The sequence below is a fragment of the Ktedonosporobacter rubrisoli genome (assembly GCF_004208415.1).
Taxonomy (GTDB): Bacteria; Chloroflexota; Ktedonobacteria; order Ktedonobacterales; family Ktedonobacteraceae; genus Ktedonosporobacter; species Ktedonosporobacter rubrisoli.
In genome coordinates, this window is the sequence record NZ_CP035758.1 from 437,521 (window position 1) to 456,557 (window position 19,037).

Here is a 19,037-nt window from a genome sequence, read left to right on the forward strand (position 1 = left end):
ATATTATGTGATCATACACATCTAGCTAGTATTGCCCCTGATTATCCAAATTCTCTAGAGGTACAAGATGTTGCTGCAAAGCATAGATAGCTGCCTGCGTCCGATCTGTCACTTGCAATTTCATGAAAATATTTGAGACATAGGTTTTGACTGTCTGCTCTCCTAAATTGAGATGCGCGGCTATCTCACGATTTGAGCGACCGTGCGCGATCTCCACCAGGACCTCACGCTCACGCGTCGTCAAGGAGTCGAGCGCCTGGGGCGGCGGCTGCACCTTGTGGAATACACGCCTGGCAATCTGAGGATGCAAGGTGCTCTCTCCTTTTGCAGCCAGGCGAATAGCAGCAACAATATCTACCGGCTGGGTATCCTTGAGCAAGTAGGAAAGGGCCCCGGCTTGAATAGCCCCAAAGATCTGTCGATCTTCGTGATATGAGGTCAGGATCAAAATTTGGGTCTCCTGGCTAAATTCCTTGATGCGCCAGATGGCCTCAATGCCATACATTTTAGGCAACAACAGATCAAGTAACAACACATCAGGAAGCTGGCTACGAGCCAATTCCACGGCCTGGAGACCATCCTCCCCTTCGCCGACGATTTCCATATCTGGCTGCTGACTGAGAAGAAAGCGCAATCCTTCACGGACAATGGCATGATCATCTACGATAACAATGCGAATCATAAACTGTTTTTCTCCTTGTAGGGCAGACATACCAGAATACATGTTCCCCTGAGGCGATCACTCTGAATCCGTATACTTCCATTGAGCTCACGAACCTGCTCCTGTATTGAACGCAACCCCAGGCCATAATTGGTTGTTTCTGTGAGAGGATCGACACCTTTCCCGTCATCCTGAATATACAACGCTACAACCTCTTGCTCGGCAGTCAGCTTGAGGCTAATCCAGCTTGCCTGCGCATGGCGTACCGCATTAGAAATCGCCTCCTGAGCGATTTGAAAGAGAGCTTGCTCTATCTGTTCTGACAGAGAAAGTTCTGTAAGATCGGTAACAATAGCCAGGTCGAGACGCGTATGATACATAAGTGCCAGTTCTTCGAGAGCTTCTTTCAATCCCAGGTCTTCCAATTGCATAGGGCGTAATTCTAGCAGAAGGGCGCGCATCTCTCGCGTGATGGTCTCAGCAGTCCGCCCCACAAGCGCAAGCTTTTCCCGATACACGCCGGGCTCCAGGGGAATAGTTTTCATGCCCTCAGCCAGCAGCCGCAGCGAGAAGAGGTTCTGTGAAATGGTATCGTGTAGTTCACGAGCAAGCCTGGTTCGCTCCTCCCAGCGTACATTCTGCGCAACCAGCTCCCGTTCATGCATCTGGCTCTCAGCCAGGCGCTGGGCCATAAGATTAAATTGCGCTTCAAGCACTCCTAACTCATCTTTGAATTGTACAGGAACGCGCATTGCATAGTCTCCATCTGCAACGGTAACGGTTGCCCGCGCCAGCTTTCCCAGGCGTCGTACAAGCCGGTAAGATGTCATAAGCCCAAACAATCCCCCTAGCAGAGCGAAGAGGAGCAAAGAAGCACCAAATAGTATAGCGGCAATAGGAAGAAAGCTAACGAACCATGCACCCATATGATTTACAATAAAGGGATAAGGATGCCAATCGCTCAACCAATTAATCACTAAGGTAAGGATCAGGAATGTTATGCCCAACAACAGATTTGTCCACACATAGGTGCATCCTAGACGCACTCGCAGGCTAGATAAGGTTGAAGGAACAGGATGTGCATTTTCAGACAATTGGTGCGGGTGCCGCTGAGAAAACCAGTTGAGCATCGCGCGAAATCTTTCTCTTTATAAGATGAAATATTTATCGGGCTATGCTTCTTTCTGAAGACATCGCTGCTACAGTATAACATACAATATTAGAACAAAGGATCGCCTTTAAGGGGGAGATGCTCGCTGCTACTTTTGAGGGAACTATGTTCAGATATCCCCGCTAAACAATATATTGAAGCCGTCTCTCCCTCTCAGGAACACTATGCTGGAGCGAGGATGGGGAACGGCTCTATTGGCTTGTGCAGGGTGAATGTAGGGTGTTTGATACAGATTTATATCGCCATTTCGAGATTTCTATTGGTCGCAAAGTGCTTGGATGGGTCCAACCATCTTTGTCTGCTACCTTATGGACACCATTACCAGAGACGTTGCTTCTCCTGACGCGCTATCCCCAGACCCACGATACTGGTTTTGCGCTTCTCTCTTTAGGGCGTGGAAAGAGCAAGTTGCTCATAGAGGAGCCAGCAGGGATTACCCATCCCACCTTCAGCACTGAGGTAAGTATAGATGGGTCATCAGTATATGTGCTTATCAGGCAGAATGCGCGAACAGCTTCACTCTGGCAATTGATTGAAAGCTTTCGGCGCCTACAACTTCTGTGCTCACTTTAGCCATAGACTGAAGATTGGCCATACCAGGTTCATATATGGAAATTTCCATCTCATTAAAAAGGAAAAATCAAGGCAGTTATTTATCCTTTCGTAGCCCTTATTGAAAACAACAAAGGTAGCTGAGGGTCACCCTGTGAGAAATGCCAGAGGCGATCCTCTCCCTGTTTTAGAAATGGAAAGGGTGCCCAATGCATTACAGGAAACTCATGGAGAAACTCAATTGTCAGGCCAGCTTGAATTAGTGCGCTAAGAATATCACCAAGGCTGTGATTCCAGTTGAGCATCTTCTTTGGAGGAAATTCCTCCCCACTATCAGCGTAGCTCCCACGAACCTCTACAATTGCAGGCTCACGCATAAAATAAGAGGAGGCTACCTTGAGATCTGTAGCGCCGGTTGCATGCGGATCACTGGAAAATATACGTGTCAAGGGATGGCCGTCGATGATATAAAATGTGCCGCCAGGCTGAATAAAGTCGGCAACAACTCTTGCCCATCTTTCGATATCCGGGAGCCAGCAGAGAACTCCATACGAGGTGAAGACAATTTCAAATTGCTCGCTGAGCTTATTGGGAAGATCATAGATATCAGCACAAATGAAGCTTGCATCTAAGCCCAACTCCTGAGCTAAAGATCGGGCAAAAGCAATAGCCTGCTCCGAAAAATCGACTCCGGTAACCCTGGCTCCCAGGCGGGCCCAGGAGAGCGTATCCATGCCAAAGTGGCACTGCAAATGCAGTAGCGTCTTCCCCTCCACGCTGCCCACTTCTTCCAACTCAATGGGGAGCAAACTGGTCGCCCCAGCCTTAAAGACCTCAAGATTATAAAAAGCAGATGAGGTATGATGCGGTACGACGGCATTCCAAAAATCCTGGTTGATCAGATGATCTGAGGCATCCATGGCGTTTCGCTCCTATTCATAATTACATATGCATTTTACACATTTTCCAAGCTCATTCTCAAGCTTCCCTGCTCAAGTGTTAACCACAGATCCTCTTATATGAGCAAATTACCGCTGCCAATGAAGTGAAAAAGAAATAAGCTTTAGCAAAAGCTTGTCCCAACTAACAAAAGAGGATAAAATTGCCTGGCGATGTGGGCTTGCCGGCTCATTGCCATCAAGCAGCCAGATATGCATTCAGGCGCTCATCCTCAAGGGTTACTTTTTACGCATATGGGAAAAGAGGCCAGGGCAATAATTGCCCATTGACAAGAAAGCTAGCATCATCATGGAGAAGATACCGTCAGCTAAACCGCGCTATTTAGAAGAAGATCCAACTCTTGAGCAACGCTGGCAGGCATTAAGGCTGAACGTACAGACTTGCTATGAACGCCTGACCCGAGCAAGCAACAAAGATATCTTTCAAGAAGCTGAAGTAATGGGAGCTCAAGATCATATGACCATCGCTTCAGTTAATCCCTTGCAGATCGGCACTCAACTCGATCATCTGCTGGCCTGGTATCGGGAGCAGAAACCTCTACAGGAGGTAATCTGCTGGTATCTGCATCCGGCGCCGCCAAAAGACCTGGAAGCACTGCTGTTAGCGCGAGGCTTCGCCCCAAACTGGCAAGCACACTGGATGTGGTGCGATCTTCGTCACCTTTCCCCGCATCATAATCGCCCTGCCAACCTCGATATCCGGGTCAGCGAGAACGAGCTGGCCTGGGAAGTTGATGATCTCCCCTACTACGATCCACAGGATGTACCAAACCTGGCGGCTCTGCATAACGCCTATCCGCAGCACTCACCGGCTCTGCTAGCATTCCAGCATCAGCAAATCGTGGGGCGCTGTATGCTTAATTTCACAATGGGCCAATGGGGCATAGCTGGCCTGTTTGCCATGGGCGTGGTTCCTTCAGCGCGCAAGCAAGGAATCGGGACGGCGCTAGCCCATGCGGCCTGCAAGCTTGCGCAACAAATGGGATGCCATCACGTAGTACTCAATGCCACGCCTCTGGGAGAACCCGTGTACCGGCGTGTAGGTTTTCAGTCGATGGGCTACACAGATACCTGGCTTCTCCCATCTCAAACACTCGCGGCGCTCGCTCCTAGCACAGATGAGGTGAGATTTCTAGAAGCTGTAGGGCAAGGCGAGATTCCTATTCTTGACACAATCGGGAACCGCCTCGAAAAGAGGATCTTCCACGAAACGTTGCCTGGAGGATTGATGTCACTAGATATCGCGGTTCGCTGCCATCAGCCCGCCGCTGCGGCCTGGCTTGTCGCGCATGGCGCCCCCCTGGATATTCTCTCCGCCTGGGATCTCGGCTGGAAAGACCAGATCCCAGGATTACTGGCGACACAGCCAGAACTTGTGAATTTGCAGCGAGGACAATGGCAGGCAACTCCGCTCCATATCGCGATTGAGCGCGACGATCTTGAGCTGGTCAAGCTACTGCTCACTGTTCCCAACGACCTGGAAATCAAGGACGCTGTGTTTCAGGCCACAGCGCTGGATTGGGCGCACCATTTCCAACGTGACGAGATTATCCAGCTGCTTGAAAACCATCGTTTGAAAAGCGCCAGAAAACAATAGAAAAGAGATCGGAAGCGTGCTCGTCACGGCCCTCATTGGCCTATTGATCATGTTCTTGTTCCCTTCGGTTCCGCGCGAACCGTCAACTCCGCAGGAGATTCAAGGCGAGGCCCATAAGCCTATTCCCGCTAAAACTGGCCACTAGAACTCCGATAACAAAGTTAAAGCCACCCCGGATCGCTCCAGGGTGGCTCTCTCGTCGCTGATCTTTTGCCAATCAACAGAGCAATCTAGCAAACAGACTACGTTGATTTAAGCTTACGAAGCAGCAAAGCTCCCTCTTTGAGATTGCTCAGGTCAAGTCTACTTATCGTATGATGAGTTGGCAGGAACTAGCACGTCCCTTGCTGTTTGCCATAATTTGTTCTGGGCCACCGCGCGTAGGCAGAGCGCATTAGGCTCGCGCCCGTAACCCATCCGCTTGGCCCAGGTGGTCGGGTAATTGCGCAGATCTGTAGCGTCAAGCCGCTGGGTTGCCTTCACTGCGAAACCACCCTCCACGAGTGCCCGCGCAACAAGCGCCTCGCCCTGGGCTAGCGCTATACCAACCTGCTGCAGAGCGCTGCCATTGAGCCGTACCTCCAGGGTAGCCCCTGATCTGGCTATCATAGACAAACTATTGACTACCCTGGATTGGCTGGTCAGCAAACCTTGTAGCAAGCTACCCCAGGGAAAATTGACGGTGATACAATCAACCAGGCCTGTCAGCTCGCCTGGCAGCATTTCCGCATTCGCGATAAGAAAGAGCGCATTGAGCGGCGCTTTCCGTGAGGTGCGAAACAGATGCTCGCGACAGCTATCAATCCCAATAACAAACCGCGTAGGGCAACGCTGAGCCATATGCTGTACATAGCGACCATCGCCGGTGCCGAGATCGAGCAGCACTTCGCTGTAGCCTTTTATCTGCCCCGCAAACTGGGTCGCCTCTAGCTTAAAGATTTTTTTACCACTAATATATTCCATGAATGTACTCCATTATTTTGCTCCAACTACATGTCGAAAAACAAAAGAATGGAATACGGTGGTGCACGGGCAGAGACAGCACAAGACGATCGATAACGTCAAGCACCGTCAAGGTCATCAGGGGTAGGTTTCGACGAAACGGGCAGCCAAAAAAGCCTGCTGGTTAACGCAACACAGCGGCTATATGCTAACTCGCTCTTATAGTAGAGAGAGGTCTAATTAGGAGACCGTGCGGAATGCCGGTTCATCTCAAAACCATTTTCTAGAATATACTTTTAGCTTGCAGCTTCTAGCTTAGCATACTAGAGAGTTAGTGGGCAAGCCTGGTGATCGCTTGTGCAAGGAAAGCTCAAGATTTTCCGCGCTGCCAGGCCCGGCCGTTGGGAAACACTTGTCTCTCCTTGCCACGAGGCATATAATCATTTAGAACAGTCCGTTGGGAAACACAAAGGAAACGCAACAAGAGACTATGCCCAGGCCCGCTGCAGCGCAACTCATCTGGTCCCAGGAACAAGGCATGTACATATTGTATGAACAAGGTAACGCAGCCGCTTCCCTGCAGCAAGGGGAAGATGAGCGCTGGTCTGCCTGGTTAGGCGCGCACACCTCTTTTTCCTTCCAGGGAAAATGCGGCCACATCAATCTGCAAAAGGAGAGGCGCGCACGCGGACAAGATGGTTATTGGTATGCCTTTCGACGTATAGGAAAGCGAGTCGTCAAAAAGTACGCAGGACGCGCCGCAGAGCTCTCCTTCGCTCATTTAGAGAGCCTGGCGCAACTCCTTGACGCCTCAGCGAGTAAATTATCGCCAGTATTTGCTCCGGCTGCCGCATCTCTTTCCTTCCAGCATCAAATGCCCCTGCTTGCTTCCAAACTCCAACTCCCCCGTCAGCCTTCCTCTCTCATCGAGCGCTGGCACTTGTTAGCCAGGCTCGATGCCGCTCGAAAGGGAAAACTAACCTTGCTATCCGCGCCGGCTGGTTTCGGCAAAACAACGCTTGTGCGCCAGTGGATAAGCGAGCGGAAGGGAAGCGAAAATACCTCTTCTTTTCCGCTCTACGCCTGGCTAAATCTCGATCCAGATGATAATGATCCACTACGTTTCTGGCATTACCTTATAGCTGCCTGCCAGAATCTGTACGCGGGCTTAGGCCAATCCGCCCTTGCCAGCTATGATCAAGAGCAATACCTCTCTTTTAGATCATTCTCTCTGGAAGCAATCATCACAGCATTTCTTAATGAGCTGACCGTTACCTTAACCGATGGCATTCTAGTACTCGATGATTATCACGTCATTTCTTCCCCGCAAATCCACAAGACACTGCTTTTCTTCCTCGACCATCTTCCAGCCTCGCTTCACATCCTCATCATCACGCGGATCGACCCGCCATTTCCCCTGACGCGCTTGCGTGCACATCATGAGCTCTATGAGCTCCGCGCCAGTGATCTGCGCTTCTCGGCAGAGGAGACAAGCACCTTCTTCCAGCAAACCATGTCCCTGGCTCTTTCTTCAGAGATGATCACTCAATGCGAAGCTCTGCTGGAAGGCTGGGCCACCGGGCTGCACCTTCTGTCTCTGCTGCTACAAGAACAGCTAAACCAGCAAACATTCAAACGTATTCTTGAGAGCTTCGCGGCCAGCAACCAGACCCTGATTGACTATTTCGTTGGCGAGGTTCTCAGTACGCAGCCACAAGCAATTCAAGATTTTCTGCTTCAAACCAGCATGCTTAGCCGCCTCTGCGGTTCTCTCTGTAACACAATCCTGGGATGCGAGGATAGTGAGCGCGTTCTTGCCGAGCTAGCTCATGCTAACCTGTTCATGCAGCCGCTCTACGAGTCAGAACCTGTCGCGAAGTGGTATCGCTACCATCCCCTGTTTGCCGAGGCGATGCAGTATGAGGCTCGACGCCGCCTTGATGAAGGTATGATGAATGCATTGTGTTCCAGGGCGAGCCAGTGGTTTGAGCAGCACGGTATGTTTATAGAGGCCATCGATGTAGTTGGAAAGAGCGGAAACTTCGTGCATCAGGCCGAACTCATCGAAAAGCTTATAGATACACGGCACTATCTCGAAAACAACGAATTTCACACCTTGCGCCGCTGGCTAGAACGCATGCCTGAAGCGCTGCTCCGGCAACGTCCACGCCTTGCTTTCAGCTATGCCCTTGCCCTGGTCTTCACGCCACTCTCCGATTATCTCCTTCCTCAGGAGCTCCAACACCTGCATTCGCTGCTTCTATTGGCCGAAGAGCGTTTTCGCCAGCAAGGAGACTTGCCAAAGCTTGGCGAGATTTTTGCCTTTCGCGCGCTCCTTGCCCACAAGCGTGGCGCGCTTAGAGAAGCAGGAACCTGGGCTCGGCAAGCGCTTGCCTGGTTGGAACCAAGGCAAGAAGCGTTATGGCAAGCGGCTTGCCTGGCAATCCTTGGCGAAGAAGCCCATCACGCTAGTAAGCTTACAATAGCGCGCAAGACGCTTCAAGAAGCCCAAGCCATCGGCCAGAATTCAGGGAATCGTTCCTTTACGCGCACCGTTAGTGCACTGCTCGGCGAAGTCTGCTTTGAACAAGGCGCACTACGCCTGGCCGCCGAGTATTATCGTCAGATGCTCAGAGGGGCCAGGGAGCAAAGAGATATCAACGATATAGGCCATGCTCAGATTGGTATGGCCTGGCTGCTCTATGAATGGAATGAACTGGCGGAAGCTGAGCTAGCAGTTCGAGAAGCTGTTGATATTGGCAAGTTGCTGGCCCATGAGGAGCTGCAAATACAGGCGGAACTTTTACAGGCACGCCTTGAATCTGCATGTGGACATATCGCTTCTGCAGGCCAACGCTATGCCTCTTTACTCGTTCGTCTGCAGCAGCACGACTTGCCACTGCTCACTCACGATGTTCTTTTCTGGCAGGCACGCTGGCAACTCATGTTAGGAGATTTCTCAGCCGTACATCGCTGGCTCAATAATCGTGGGCAGCACTCAAGAGAATTACCGCAGCGTTACCAGGCGAGAGAAGAGATCCTTATCGCACGCCTACTTCTCATGGAGAAGAATATTGAGGAGTCCATAGAGATGCTGCAACGCCAGTTGCAGACGGCACACGCTATGGAGCACATCCATAGCGCACTAGAGATCCAGGTACTTCTGGCCCAGGCTTACGCCGAGCACAAGCAAAGACCTAAAGCTAGCGAACTCCTGCGGACAACCCTGATCCAGGCCCAGGCTGAAGGCTATATGCGTCTTTTCCTTGATGAGGGAGAAGCCCTGACTTCCCTTCTGCAAACACTCACGCCCCGCGAGCCACAGCCGCGCGCTTACCTGCGCAACATTCTACATGCTGCGAATGCCGAACGTAGAGAACAGCACCTTACAGCCTCTCCAGCCTCCTCTATACTTATACCGCCTCTCAGTTCTCAGGAACACAAGGTACTACGCCTGCTGGCCGCTGGCTCCTCCAATCCTGAGATTGCGCAAACTCTTGTTGTTTCCGTCACAACGGTACGTAGCCAGGTTCAGAGTATCTACCGAAAGCTTGGCGTGAATAATCGCGTTGCTGCCAGCGAGATAGCGCGCCACCTCCAACTGCTCTAATTGTTCCATTGTTCACAGGCAATTGCCCGGCGCTTGTTTTCGCACAATCCTCCACACAATCATCAGCCTGGAGGATGCTCATTCATCTACTAACTTTCTATACTCCAGTCAGAGGCCTGATACAGAAGCGCTCACGCACATGTTTGAGCCATATACCCAAAATGCGTTGGCGCACGTCACTACTGACTAGAGGGCCTCGAAGAAGCCTCAAGTAAGAGAAAACAAAGGAGAACCAACAATGAAATTCTATGTTCCTATGCTGGGAAAGCTACTAGTTGCTGAGCAACAAAGCAGCAAATGGCAACTTGACTCGCACTTGGTTGGCATACAGACCATGTGCCTGGCAATAGATCCATTCCATGCAGAACGTGTATATTGTGGCACCTATGGCCGAGGTCTCTGGCGCAGTAACGATGCTGGCCATTCCTGGGAGCCAATCGGCGATGTTCCTTTCATCACAGGCAAAGGAGGGATTTCCTCCGGCAATATTACAGCCATCGCTGTCAGTCCTACTGAACGGAGTGGCGAGTATGGCGTGGTTTATGTAGGAACAGAGCCTAGTATGCTGTTTCGTTCCGAGGATGGGGGCGCAAGCTGGCAAGAGCTCAGGGCTTTTCGAGAACTGCCGTCAGCCTCAAGCTGGAGCTTTCCCCCAAAGCCGGCAACCAGCCATGTGCGTTACATCACTCCCGATCTGCATACTGTCGGGCGCGTTTTCGTCGCTGTTGAGGCTGGAGCCCTGGTTCGCAGCCTCGATGGCGGGCAGCATTGGGAAGACCGTGTGCCTGCCGGGCCAATCGATACCCATACGCTGGTTATGCATCCTGCGGCCCCCAACCGCCTGTACTCGGCGGCCGGCGATGGCTTCTCTCATCCGGGAAAGGGCTACCAGGAAAGCTATGACGCCGGGCTGAGCTGGCAGTATCCCGACGAGGGTCTATCCGAACATTATCTGCGCAGCGTGGCCGTCGATCCTGCCGATCCAGATACTATTGTGATTACTGCAGCTGCCACCCCACCCTCCTTTTCTGCCGGGAGCGCCGAACCTGCAATCTACCGCAAAACGCGGGGCAAGCCCTGGCAAAAAGTATGGCAAGAGAAGGGCAGCATGCTCCTTCATGTGGCCAGTCACGAGGCCGAGCCTGGCGTCTTTTACGCGGCGGGCTTCAAGGGAATCTATCGCTCACCAGATGCAGGCTTGACCTGGGATCAGCTTGCCTTTTCCTGGGGCGAAGAAGGCATAACCGGGGAGCAGCTCGCCCGGGCCCGAAACGCTGGATTGATGCGCCAGTTTCCCCAGGCTCTTGCGCTCAGCGACGTTTGAGTTGGGGCAAATGCTTGTTATATCAACTCTTATGAGTGAGAGCTTGAAACGCTCGCGGGGATTATTAAACCAGGGCTAGTTTCTGTAGCAAGGACGCTACACAGACAACGCGCTCTACAAAGATTGAGTCTAAGCCTGGGATGAAGCAAGAGCAGCCTTCTCGCCCAAGAGGGCTGCTTACCCGTACGCGCTCTGGTTCGCAAAAAATAGCACAACAAGAATCAGGTCGAGCGACAAGCCCTTCCGCATGATATACTTAGAAAGTTGTAATTCGTGCTTGATCTGTAATAGGCATCGCAAATGGCCGAGATAAGAACGCTATTAATCGCCGATCGCGGCGAAATTGCGCGCCGCATCATACGCACCGCTCGTAAAATGGGCCTGCGCACAGCTGTGATCTATGCTGAGCCGGACCGAGATGCACCCTATCTGCGCGAGGCTGATCTTGCCATTCCCCTCGCAGGCTCCTCGGTCAGCGCGTCATACCGCGATCAAGCTCAGATCCTCACGATCGCTAAGCAGGTGAAGGCTGAGGCCATCCATCCCAGCTATGGTCCGCTGGCTGAAAACGCGGAGTTCGCGCGGGCATGTCTGCGCGCGAAGTATGTCTGGATTGGCCCTCCGCCGGATGTCCTAGAAAAGATGGGCCATAAGCTGGCTGCTAAGGAGTTCGCCCGCAAAATTGGCCTTCCCGTTGTTCCCGGCCTTGCTATCCCCGGCGCCGATTCAGCCGTGTGGAGGCGAATGGCCGATCAGGCTGGCTATCCCCTACTGCTCAAGACAAACGCAGGTGGTGGCGGAAAGGGCATACGGCACGTTGAGACGCCTTCTGATCTCATTCCCGCTGTACTGGAGTTGCAGCATTCGACCTCTAGTGCTACCGGAGATACGACAATATTTCTTGAGCGCTGCCTGCCTGCTCCACGTCATATCGAAGTTCAGATCTTAGCCGACGCTCACAACAACCTCATCCATCTCTATGAGCGGGATTGCTCAATCCAGCGCAACTATCAAAAAGTGATAGAAGAAGCTCCGGCGCTGCATATTGCATCCGAACTTCGCGAACGCATCCGTGCGGCCTCCATCGCGCTTGTACGGAGCCTTGGTTATATTGGGGTCGGTACGGTTGAGTATCTAGTAGATGGGGAGCGTTTCTTCTTTCTCGAAATGAACCCGCGCCTGCAGATGGAGCACCCGATAACTGAATGTATCACCGGGCTGGATCTGGTACAGCTTCAGCTTCAGGTTGCCCAGGGCCAGCCTCTTCCCTTGCAGCAGTATGAGCTGCCTTGCTCTGGCCACGCCCTGGAAGCCAGGCTCTATGCCGAGGACCCGGGCGCAGGCTTCCGCCGAACCTCCGGGCGCTTGCACTGCTTTGAGCCCGGACTAATTCCAGGCATTCGCTATGAAACCGGCGTTGCGAGCGGCCAGATGATTACGCATTATGCCCTTCTGGCCAAAGTCATTGCCCATGCCCCCACACGCCCAGAAGCTATCCATAATCTGGCACAAGCCCTGCATGAGTTCCGTCTGAGCGGAGTAATCACAAATCGCGCCTTTCTGCGCGCAACGCTCACCCATCCCGATTTCCTGGCCGCTAAGACCCATACTGAATTTATATATCAGCATCCAGAACTGCTGCACGCTACAGATATAGCCCCTTAATCAAATGACAATGAGAGGCGAACAGAGCCTCGATACTCTATAAATCTTGACGCGTTTCCATTAATGCTTTTCACCCCATTGATAGGCTGCGAGCAGACGTCACGTCATGCGCTTATAAAGCATCAAGGCATTTGTTAAAGCGACGAAGGAAGGCACAATCATTGACGAGAAATCCTTACAGTTTGGGCCAGATGGCCTCCAACATCAAGCGATTGTTGTCGAGAAAAACCATATTGCGCATAGAACCGAGATCATTCATCTCCCCAACCTGCACATTATGCTGCTCTAAGCGCTCACATAGCGCCAACGCGGCCCTCTCGTCGGGCAGCGTAAAGGCAACATGCAGGGCCATACCAGCAGTTATCGTTGCTGGCTGATGCCATTGCACCGACTCAAGCTGAGGGGGGTAATTGGGCGTCTGGAACTTCCCAGAAGTGGAGCCCTTGCGCGGGAGTATTGCCCGGTTTGATAAAGCAATGCCGCGTTTTACCATCCCTGGCCTGGAAGATCTCTCCCGCCTGCATGCCAAGCACATCGCAGTAAAAATGAATGGTCGTTTCGAGATCGGGCGTTGCAAGCGCCACATGATCAATTCCTTGCCAGGCAATATCTGCTTTGGTTAAGTTCATCGTTTTCTTTCTCCTTCCGGTAAACATAGTGAATAGAGCTTCGGCCAAAGCCGAGCAATTTCTTTGGGGTAAGCAGTCTACGAGGCTATTGCATATGTTGTCCATTGCTCATTCCGTTGCTATACTGAGTATAGCCAGGGATGCGGCATATCACTAGCAACAAATCTTGCCCCTTTGTCGCATCGGCAACAAAGGAGAGAAAATGGCTAATCAAGCTAACGCTCTACGCGCGCAGCGCACCCATAAATTGCTCCAGGATGCCCTGGTCGAACTCTTAGAGGAGAAACACTTTGAGCATGTTACCGTAGGCGAGCTGACGAGGCGCGCAATGCTCAACCGGGCAACATTCTATCGTCACTATCTGGATAAATACGATTTCGTGGAGAAAATCTTTGAGGCTGCGGCACATGCACTTAGCGCCGCCATTGGTCCGCCACGGGTAGGGCTCGATAGCCTGGATGCCGATCAACCACCTGACGCCTGGGTAGCTTTCTTCGAACATATCGCGGAGCACACAGCCCTCTACCGCGCTTTACTGGGCAAGAACGGCTCTTCCCGGTTTGTTCTGCACATGCGCGATTATATGATACAGGTCATGAATGAACGCGAACAGCTTCGTTCCCGTCTTCCAGGAATCAAGCGTGGGCAGGAAGCCATGCCGCGCAAGGTAGCGCTGGCCTTCACTGCTAATCTGCTTCTCAGCACGCTGGCCTGGTGGCTAGAAGACGAGCCACACTATTCGCCTCGTGAGATGGCTACCTGGTTTCGCCGCTTCCTTTTCTCAAGCTATCCCCAGGCGCTGGGCTTTGGCCCACAACATGAAGAGAAGAAAATACAGCTATGAGCCTTTTTATTACGTTGGCCCTCTCACAATGCGCACAACCGCCCCCGTAAGCACTAGAATACCGATGGCAGCAAGCGCAAGAAATAAGATAATCCGGTTTATTTGGTATGCTTTGCTCTCTAAGGGGCTATCTCTGGCAAAACGCGTGGCTTGCAGCGCACAAAGCACGCACGTAAAAAGTGGTCCAAAGATGGCGTAGAATAGGAGCGGGGCGAATAGAGGGGGATGCAGAAAAGAGGAGATAGAAAAGAAAAGCGTACCCTTAGTGTCGCCTCTCAGAACTTCATAGTAAGCCAGAAGCCAAAAAAACACGCAACTTAGCAAGGTTGGCAGCGACAAAATCAGGCCCAAAGCAGGGACAACATACCGGGAGAGGCTTTTTATTCGTAAATATATGCCCATACTCACCCTCCTCTTTAAGAGAGAAATACGCCGGCAATCTCTTTTCCATCGGCTCACTTGCCGGCACTATATACTTCTTATTCAAGGATAGATGCACTTTTCTCGCTTGACAAGACCGCGGAAACAAACATGTGCACTCAGGTACTGCACGAGAGCAAGCAGGAAGAAGTATTTCCCAAGGGAGGCCGTTACACTTCTCACGAAAAAAGCTTGCCTCATTCCACACAGAATCCCCGAAAGGTTCTTAACACCCAGGTTCTTGCTTCACCATCCATAGAGCTGGAATCCTGCCCAGTAAATTGGATCAGCAAAGGGACGTGTGTCAGGGTCACCACGCACTGCTAACTCTTGCAAGTTCCCTTCAGCATCTTGCAGACTATAACGTGAGCTACGCAAGCGTTCAATGCTATCTTGCTCGCTAGCTTCAAATTGAAGTACGTTTTGATCAAACGGAAGGCCTCCTATGTCTGTCTTGCTGTCAGCTTCCTTTGTCTCAGCAGAATTAAGCGCTCGCGTGAGGTTATCGGCTAACGGTTTTGTTGCTTGCCAGGTCTCCAGCTCACGATTGGTTACTGTGCGCAACCAGCTCTGAGCACGAGCCAGGGCTGTAGTCGGCGGCACGATCTCCATATCAGGGAACCATTCCTGAGCAAAGCGTACCATGAGCAGATACGTTGCTCTGTCACTAACTGACCAGAGAGCGCCTAACACTGCCTGGGCCCCCGCTTGTAACATCCCTACCGCCAACGATCTCACTTCGTCTGGTGCCCCAAAGATGTCAGGTATGGCCGTTTGACAGGCAGAAAGAATAAGTAAGCGCAGGCCATGTATATTAGTCAGCGTCTCGTTGAGGGCATCAGCAAGCGTAAGGTGTTCACCATTTGCAAGTAATAAGCGTGACCGCAGATATTCATATTCTGCGGTAGCATGGCAGGAAACATCAACGACTTTTGCCGTGTGTAGTATCTCTAGCAGATGCGCCCGATCAGCATCATGCTGGATGAAAGCGCGTGCTGGATCGCCACCTAGATGAGCCAGAGTTAGCGCCTCAGCTTCGCCCCAAGCTAAAGGTCGGGTCGTTGGGTAAGGATTGCCTAATGCAGCAACACCATGACGCTGTTGAGGATTATGCACTCTCTGCGCCAGAGATCGCGCACTGGGAGCCACCGAAGCTACAAAGCGATCTGCCAGCGTTATTATTTGGCCGTCCCGTTCTTCTAATGGGGCAGCCAGAAGCGGTAATGCAGCCAAAAGATCGCAGGGAATAAGCGTCACACTGCTTACATGCTCCTGCTGCAGCCAGTCTGCTAATGGGCGTAGTGCCGCTTTGGCCAGCCAGTTCAAGCTCTGCCGGAGTTCGTGGCAAAGGAAGTAGAGATTGAAGCCATGGCGCAAGCGTAACCTTTGATCTTTTGATAGCTCTTGCCAGGGTTTCTCCGCCATATATCGCAGAGCACGGCTTCTCTTGATTTCCTGGGCCGCTCTATCTAGAGTACTCGTCAGATGCTCATACTGACAAAAAGCGTGGAGGCGGTTGGCCGATTCGGCCAAGGACTCTCCCTCCCACGATTGTCTCAATGCTTTTAGACCTCTTTCCTGCTGGGCTAAGGCATATCCTCCAATAAATCGAGATGTATCATCAGGCGTAGTAGTTACCATGAGTTTTCTTACCATCGCATCGGTAAGCTCTGGCAGATTTAGGATGGCAAAGCGGGCTGAAGTACCTGTCTCCGGATTTTTGCCAAGAACACCTAATGCCAGCCCACCATACTGGGTTGGCAGCACATAGATTATGGCATGACCAGCAGGTTTCTCAGAGAGGAGCTGCAGTAGTGTCTCAGCCCGAAAGTCTTCGAGGAGAAAATCAGCAGGATCGCGGGCCGCACGAATGGCTTCAACGGTAGCATCAAAAGCTTTTTTTGCCTCATTCACTGCTGCAACTCGCGCCAGCCATTCCCTAGAAGAGGTGGCCTGCTTAGAAATAGCTAGCTGATGCACAGCAGCCCGAGCCTGCTGTAGCATACTACGATGCAAGATATAGCTCTCACGCCTCTGCGGATCGTTAATACGCTGTGGATCGGCAGCAGAAAGTAAACGTGCATTGGCTAAGCTGCGTGCGCGCCCACGTTCAACCGTCTCTGCGGCCTCATCAAAGCGACCTAAGCGCACTAGAGCAACAGCATCTAGTAAGACTCCCCCACCTCCCTGGCTGAGAATCGTGTCCATCTCCTTCACACCTGCTGTCAATGCAAGAAGATCGTCCTCGGCCTTCTGTGCGTTGGCCGCCGTAGTATGGGCCAGTTCCCACATCTCGCTGTCAAGGGCACAAGCAGCCAGATTCAGAGAAGCAGACATATGCAACTCAGGAAATATCTGGCGTGTATAGATACGTAGCGCTGCCTGAAAACAGTCAATGGCTTTCTCACTATTCTCTTGCGCATTTCCTCGCTTACGCCTGCTATAAACGCCACCTAAATTATTCTGCGACCTCGCCCATTCTACCGGAAAATCTTGCTCAGTAAACACCCGTAAGCTCTCTTGGAAACAGGCAATGGCCTTCTCACTATTCTCTTCTGGGTTCTCTTCCATCAAGCTCAAAAGATTGCCCAGATTGTTTTGCGTTGTTGCCCATTCTACAGGAAATTGCCGTTCAGTTCGTACCTTCAATGCTTTCTGGTAACACTGAAGTGCTTTTTGCCTGTTTTCAAAGATATCACCATGGAAATACATACATAGAACGTTGCCCAGATTGTTTTGTGTCGTTGCCCATTCCACAGGAAACTCCTGTTCGTTAAAGACACGCAACGCTTGATAGAAGCAGTTGATAGCCCGAGCCTGGTTCTGCATATAGTGATCGTGAAGACGTTCCAGGTAAAGCGATCCCATATTGGTTAGGAGCATAGCCTGGTCGCGCGGAGTATCCTGCTCAGTAAAAACACGCAATGCCGCTTTATAACATTGGATGGACTTTTCTTGATTCTCTTCCCTATTGCCCAGCAAGCGGCTGCGATAAGCCAGGCCAAGATAATTTTGGGTCTGAGCCCACTCGCGCGGGGTATCTTGCTCAGTGAAGACGCGCAACGCCGCTTGAAAACAAGCGATGGCCTTCTCAATATTGCTGGTCTGATCCCCTTGTAGATACTCGTGATAAAGCGAACCCAGAGCATTCTGATTTAGTGCCCAGGCAATGGGGTAACGGACTTCAGTATAAATACTGAGAGCGAACAAAAGATGAGCAAGCTCTTGCTGTTGAAGTTGTGGTTTATCCAGACCACGCACATCGTTATAGGCCTGCTGAAGCCGAACATACATCTCCGCCAGAATCTCAGGCATATCAGAAGCAAACTCTCTCTGACCGCACTTAATTGCTTCCTGCCAGAGAGCGATACGTTCTCTAGCCGTCTGATAGCGACGACCACGCTCACCTAAAGCCTGATCGCGCTCAAAGCACGTGCTCAGCCAATCAGGAATGTCAAGAGCAAAACCACCAAACTGATTTACATAGGCCTCGCGAACAGCTTGTACATTTCCGCCGCGTCTACGTGCATCAAAAAGAAGCTCCCAAAGTATATTCGCGGCCACAAGCGAACTGCCAAGTGATCCCGAATCCTGTAGCAGAGAGGTAAGCCTGCCGAGGAACAAGGCAAGGCCCTTATAACTGAGAAGTTCCAAATGCTCTTCGAGAAAACGCCTTTGAGCTCGCCTATCCATCATCAAAAGCAACCATTGCAGCTGCGTTGTGGTAAGCTGCTGATCAGCTGCATTGTCTACAAAAGTCTGAAGAAAGAATTTCCAAGCCTTCTTAATGCCAGTACGACACGCACGATCAAGCAGCTCAGCAATGAGGAGCATAAATGCAGCCTGAGTGGGATCTGTGCGACGATATTCCAGAGCCATCTGTACCACCAAGGCAATGGCGTTATCGGTCAACAACACTTTTTGCTCACGCTCCAGCACCCGACGCATGCCTTTCCCTGCTCCAACTGAGAACAGCTTAGACAAGGCCATGTTCACTGTGATAGGATCTGGTCCAGCAGGCGTGAAAACTGGAATACCCATACTAGGCAATGATGGCAATGATGAGCTATTTTTCAGCTTCGGGGCTGAAGAAAACAGATGCTGGTGTAAGCGTTCTAACCACGGCATAGAGGAATCTCCATATAAGCAGATGCTAACAGGATGACATTCTACAGGAGAAGCTCAGCAAAAAATTCCTAACATCGGTTACAATTGCTCATAACGAAATTATAGCAAGAAGAGTACAAAAATCTCTACTCAAATACTTATGAATTTGCAACATAATAATCTTTAGATATTCTAGAGAATAGAAGAGGAGAATATTTCATGACATCATCGGGCTATAATCTCTTTGCTGTCATGCTTGCGGGGTGGTTACAGGCCCTACTCGATATGTCAGACGCGCCTCCAGGCAAAGCAATGCTCGATGACTAACACGCCTGGGTATGGTCGATGATTTTCAGGGCATAGATGACCGCTTGCACTCCAAGACTGTACGGCGCTTGAAGCGTTCCCTTATGGTAGCAGGGCAGTTTCCAGTTTTCAGCAAGGCCGATATGTGCGAGATGGCACGTACTTTTAGATTGAGCAGTAATGAGAAACGACGGCTACGCACAGCCTTTTAGCTACTGGGATGGAAACCAAGCAGGCTCCTCGTATTGGC

General features: G+C 51.4%; 14 protein-coding genes. 7 read left to right on the forward strand and 7 right to left on the reverse strand.

Annotated elements, in window-relative coordinates; genetic code table 11:
* Positions 1-25: 25 nt before the first annotated feature.
* Positions 26-682 carry a response regulator gene (locus EPA93_RS02020; protein WP_129885433.1) on the reverse strand — a complete coding sequence of 219 codons (657 nt, stop codon included), beginning with the start codon at positions 680-682 and terminating at the stop codon, positions 26-28.
* The gene (locus EPA93_RS02025; RefSeq protein ID WP_165422807.1) at positions 679-1,686 is read right to left on the reverse strand and encodes a HAMP domain-containing sensor histidine kinase; all 1,008 of its coding nucleotides are present in this window, start codon (positions 1,684-1,686) and stop codon (positions 679-681) included. The genes EPA93_RS02020 and EPA93_RS02025 overlap by 4 nt, the downstream gene beginning before the upstream one ends.
* 365 nt (positions 1,687-2,051) lie before the next feature.
* On the opposite strand from EPA93_RS02025, the gene EPA93_RS02030 reads away from it, so the two are divergent.
* Positions 2,052-2,405 carry a hypothetical protein gene (locus tag EPA93_RS02030; protein WP_129885435.1) on the forward strand — a complete coding sequence of 118 codons (354 nt, stop codon included), beginning with the start codon at positions 2,052-2,054 and terminating at the stop codon, positions 2,403-2,405.
* An 80-nt stretch (positions 2,406-2,485) separates the two neighbouring features.
* On the opposite strand, the gene EPA93_RS02035 is transcribed toward EPA93_RS02030, so the two are convergent.
* A complete protein-coding gene (locus tag EPA93_RS02035) occupies positions 2,486-3,304 on the reverse strand; it encodes a class I SAM-dependent methyltransferase (protein ID WP_129885436.1) in 819 nt (272 codons plus the stop codon).
* 328 nt (positions 3,305-3,632) lie between these two features.
* On the opposite strand from EPA93_RS02035, the gene EPA93_RS02040 reads away from it, so the two are divergent.
* Both EPA93_RS02040 and EPA93_RS50225 read left to right on the forward strand, forming a co-directional pair.
* Entirely contained in the window at positions 3,633-4,940 is a 1,308-nt protein-coding gene (locus EPA93_RS02040; RefSeq protein WP_129885437.1) for a GNAT family N-acetyltransferase, read from the forward strand.
* A gap of 16 nt (positions 4,941-4,956) precedes the next feature.
* Positions 4,957-5,085, forward strand: coding sequence for a hypothetical protein (locus EPA93_RS50225; protein ID WP_277988713.1), 129 nt, complete (start codon positions 4,957-4,959; stop codon positions 5,083-5,085).
* A gap of 158 nt (positions 5,086-5,243) precedes the next feature.
* On the opposite strand, the gene EPA93_RS02045 is transcribed toward EPA93_RS50225, so the two are convergent.
* The gene (locus EPA93_RS02045; RefSeq protein ID WP_129885438.1) at positions 5,244-5,903 is read right to left on the reverse strand and encodes a class I SAM-dependent methyltransferase; all 660 of its coding nucleotides are present in this window, start codon (positions 5,901-5,903) and stop codon (positions 5,244-5,246) included.
* 517 nt (positions 5,904-6,420) lie between these two features.
* Between EPA93_RS02045 and EPA93_RS02050 the strand changes: the two genes are divergently transcribed.
* The 3 genes from EPA93_RS02050 (at position 6,421) to EPA93_RS02060 (ending at position 12,481) form a co-directional block, all read left to right on the forward strand.
* The gene (locus EPA93_RS02050) at positions 6,421-9,492 is read left to right on the forward strand and encodes a winged helix-turn-helix domain-containing protein (protein WP_165422808.1); all 3,072 of its coding nucleotides are present in this window, start codon (positions 6,421-6,423) and stop codon (positions 9,490-9,492) included.
* Between the two features lie 238 nt (positions 9,493-9,730).
* Positions 9,731-10,816, forward strand: a complete 1,086-nt coding sequence (locus tag EPA93_RS02055; protein ID WP_129885440.1) for a WD40/YVTN/BNR-like repeat-containing protein — start codon at positions 9,731-9,733, stop codon at positions 10,814-10,816.
* A 300-nt stretch (positions 10,817-11,116) separates the two neighbouring features.
* The gene (locus tag EPA93_RS02060) at positions 11,117-12,481 is read left to right on the forward strand and encodes an acetyl-CoA carboxylase biotin carboxylase subunit (protein WP_129885441.1); all 1,365 of its coding nucleotides are present in this window, start codon (positions 11,117-11,119) and stop codon (positions 12,479-12,481) included.
* A 175-nt stretch (positions 12,482-12,656) separates the two neighbouring features.
* Here EPA93_RS02060 and EPA93_RS48160 read toward each other — a convergent pair whose 3' ends face one another.
* Positions 12,657-12,833: a VOC family protein gene (locus EPA93_RS48160; protein ID WP_165422809.1), complete on the reverse strand. Its 177-nt coding sequence runs from the start codon at positions 12,831-12,833 to the stop codon at positions 12,657-12,659.
* A 40-nt stretch (positions 12,834-12,873) separates the two neighbouring features.
* The gene (locus EPA93_RS02065; protein WP_165422810.1) at positions 12,874-13,110 is read right to left on the reverse strand and encodes a VOC family protein; all 237 of its coding nucleotides are present in this window, start codon (positions 13,108-13,110) and stop codon (positions 12,874-12,876) included.
* Between the two features lie 202 nt (positions 13,111-13,312).
* On the opposite strand from EPA93_RS02065, the gene EPA93_RS02070 reads away from it, so the two are divergent.
* The gene (locus EPA93_RS02070) at positions 13,313-13,954 is read left to right on the forward strand and encodes a TetR/AcrR family transcriptional regulator (RefSeq protein ID WP_129885443.1); all 642 of its coding nucleotides are present in this window, start codon (positions 13,313-13,315) and stop codon (positions 13,952-13,954) included.
* A gap of 666 nt (positions 13,955-14,620) precedes the next feature.
* Here EPA93_RS02070 and EPA93_RS02075 read toward each other — a convergent pair.
* The gene (locus tag EPA93_RS02075) at positions 14,621-18,502 is read right to left on the reverse strand and encodes a CHAT domain-containing tetratricopeptide repeat protein (protein WP_129885444.1); all 3,882 of its coding nucleotides are present in this window, start codon (positions 18,500-18,502) and stop codon (positions 14,621-14,623) included.
* Positions 18,503-19,037 lie beyond the last annotated feature (535 nt).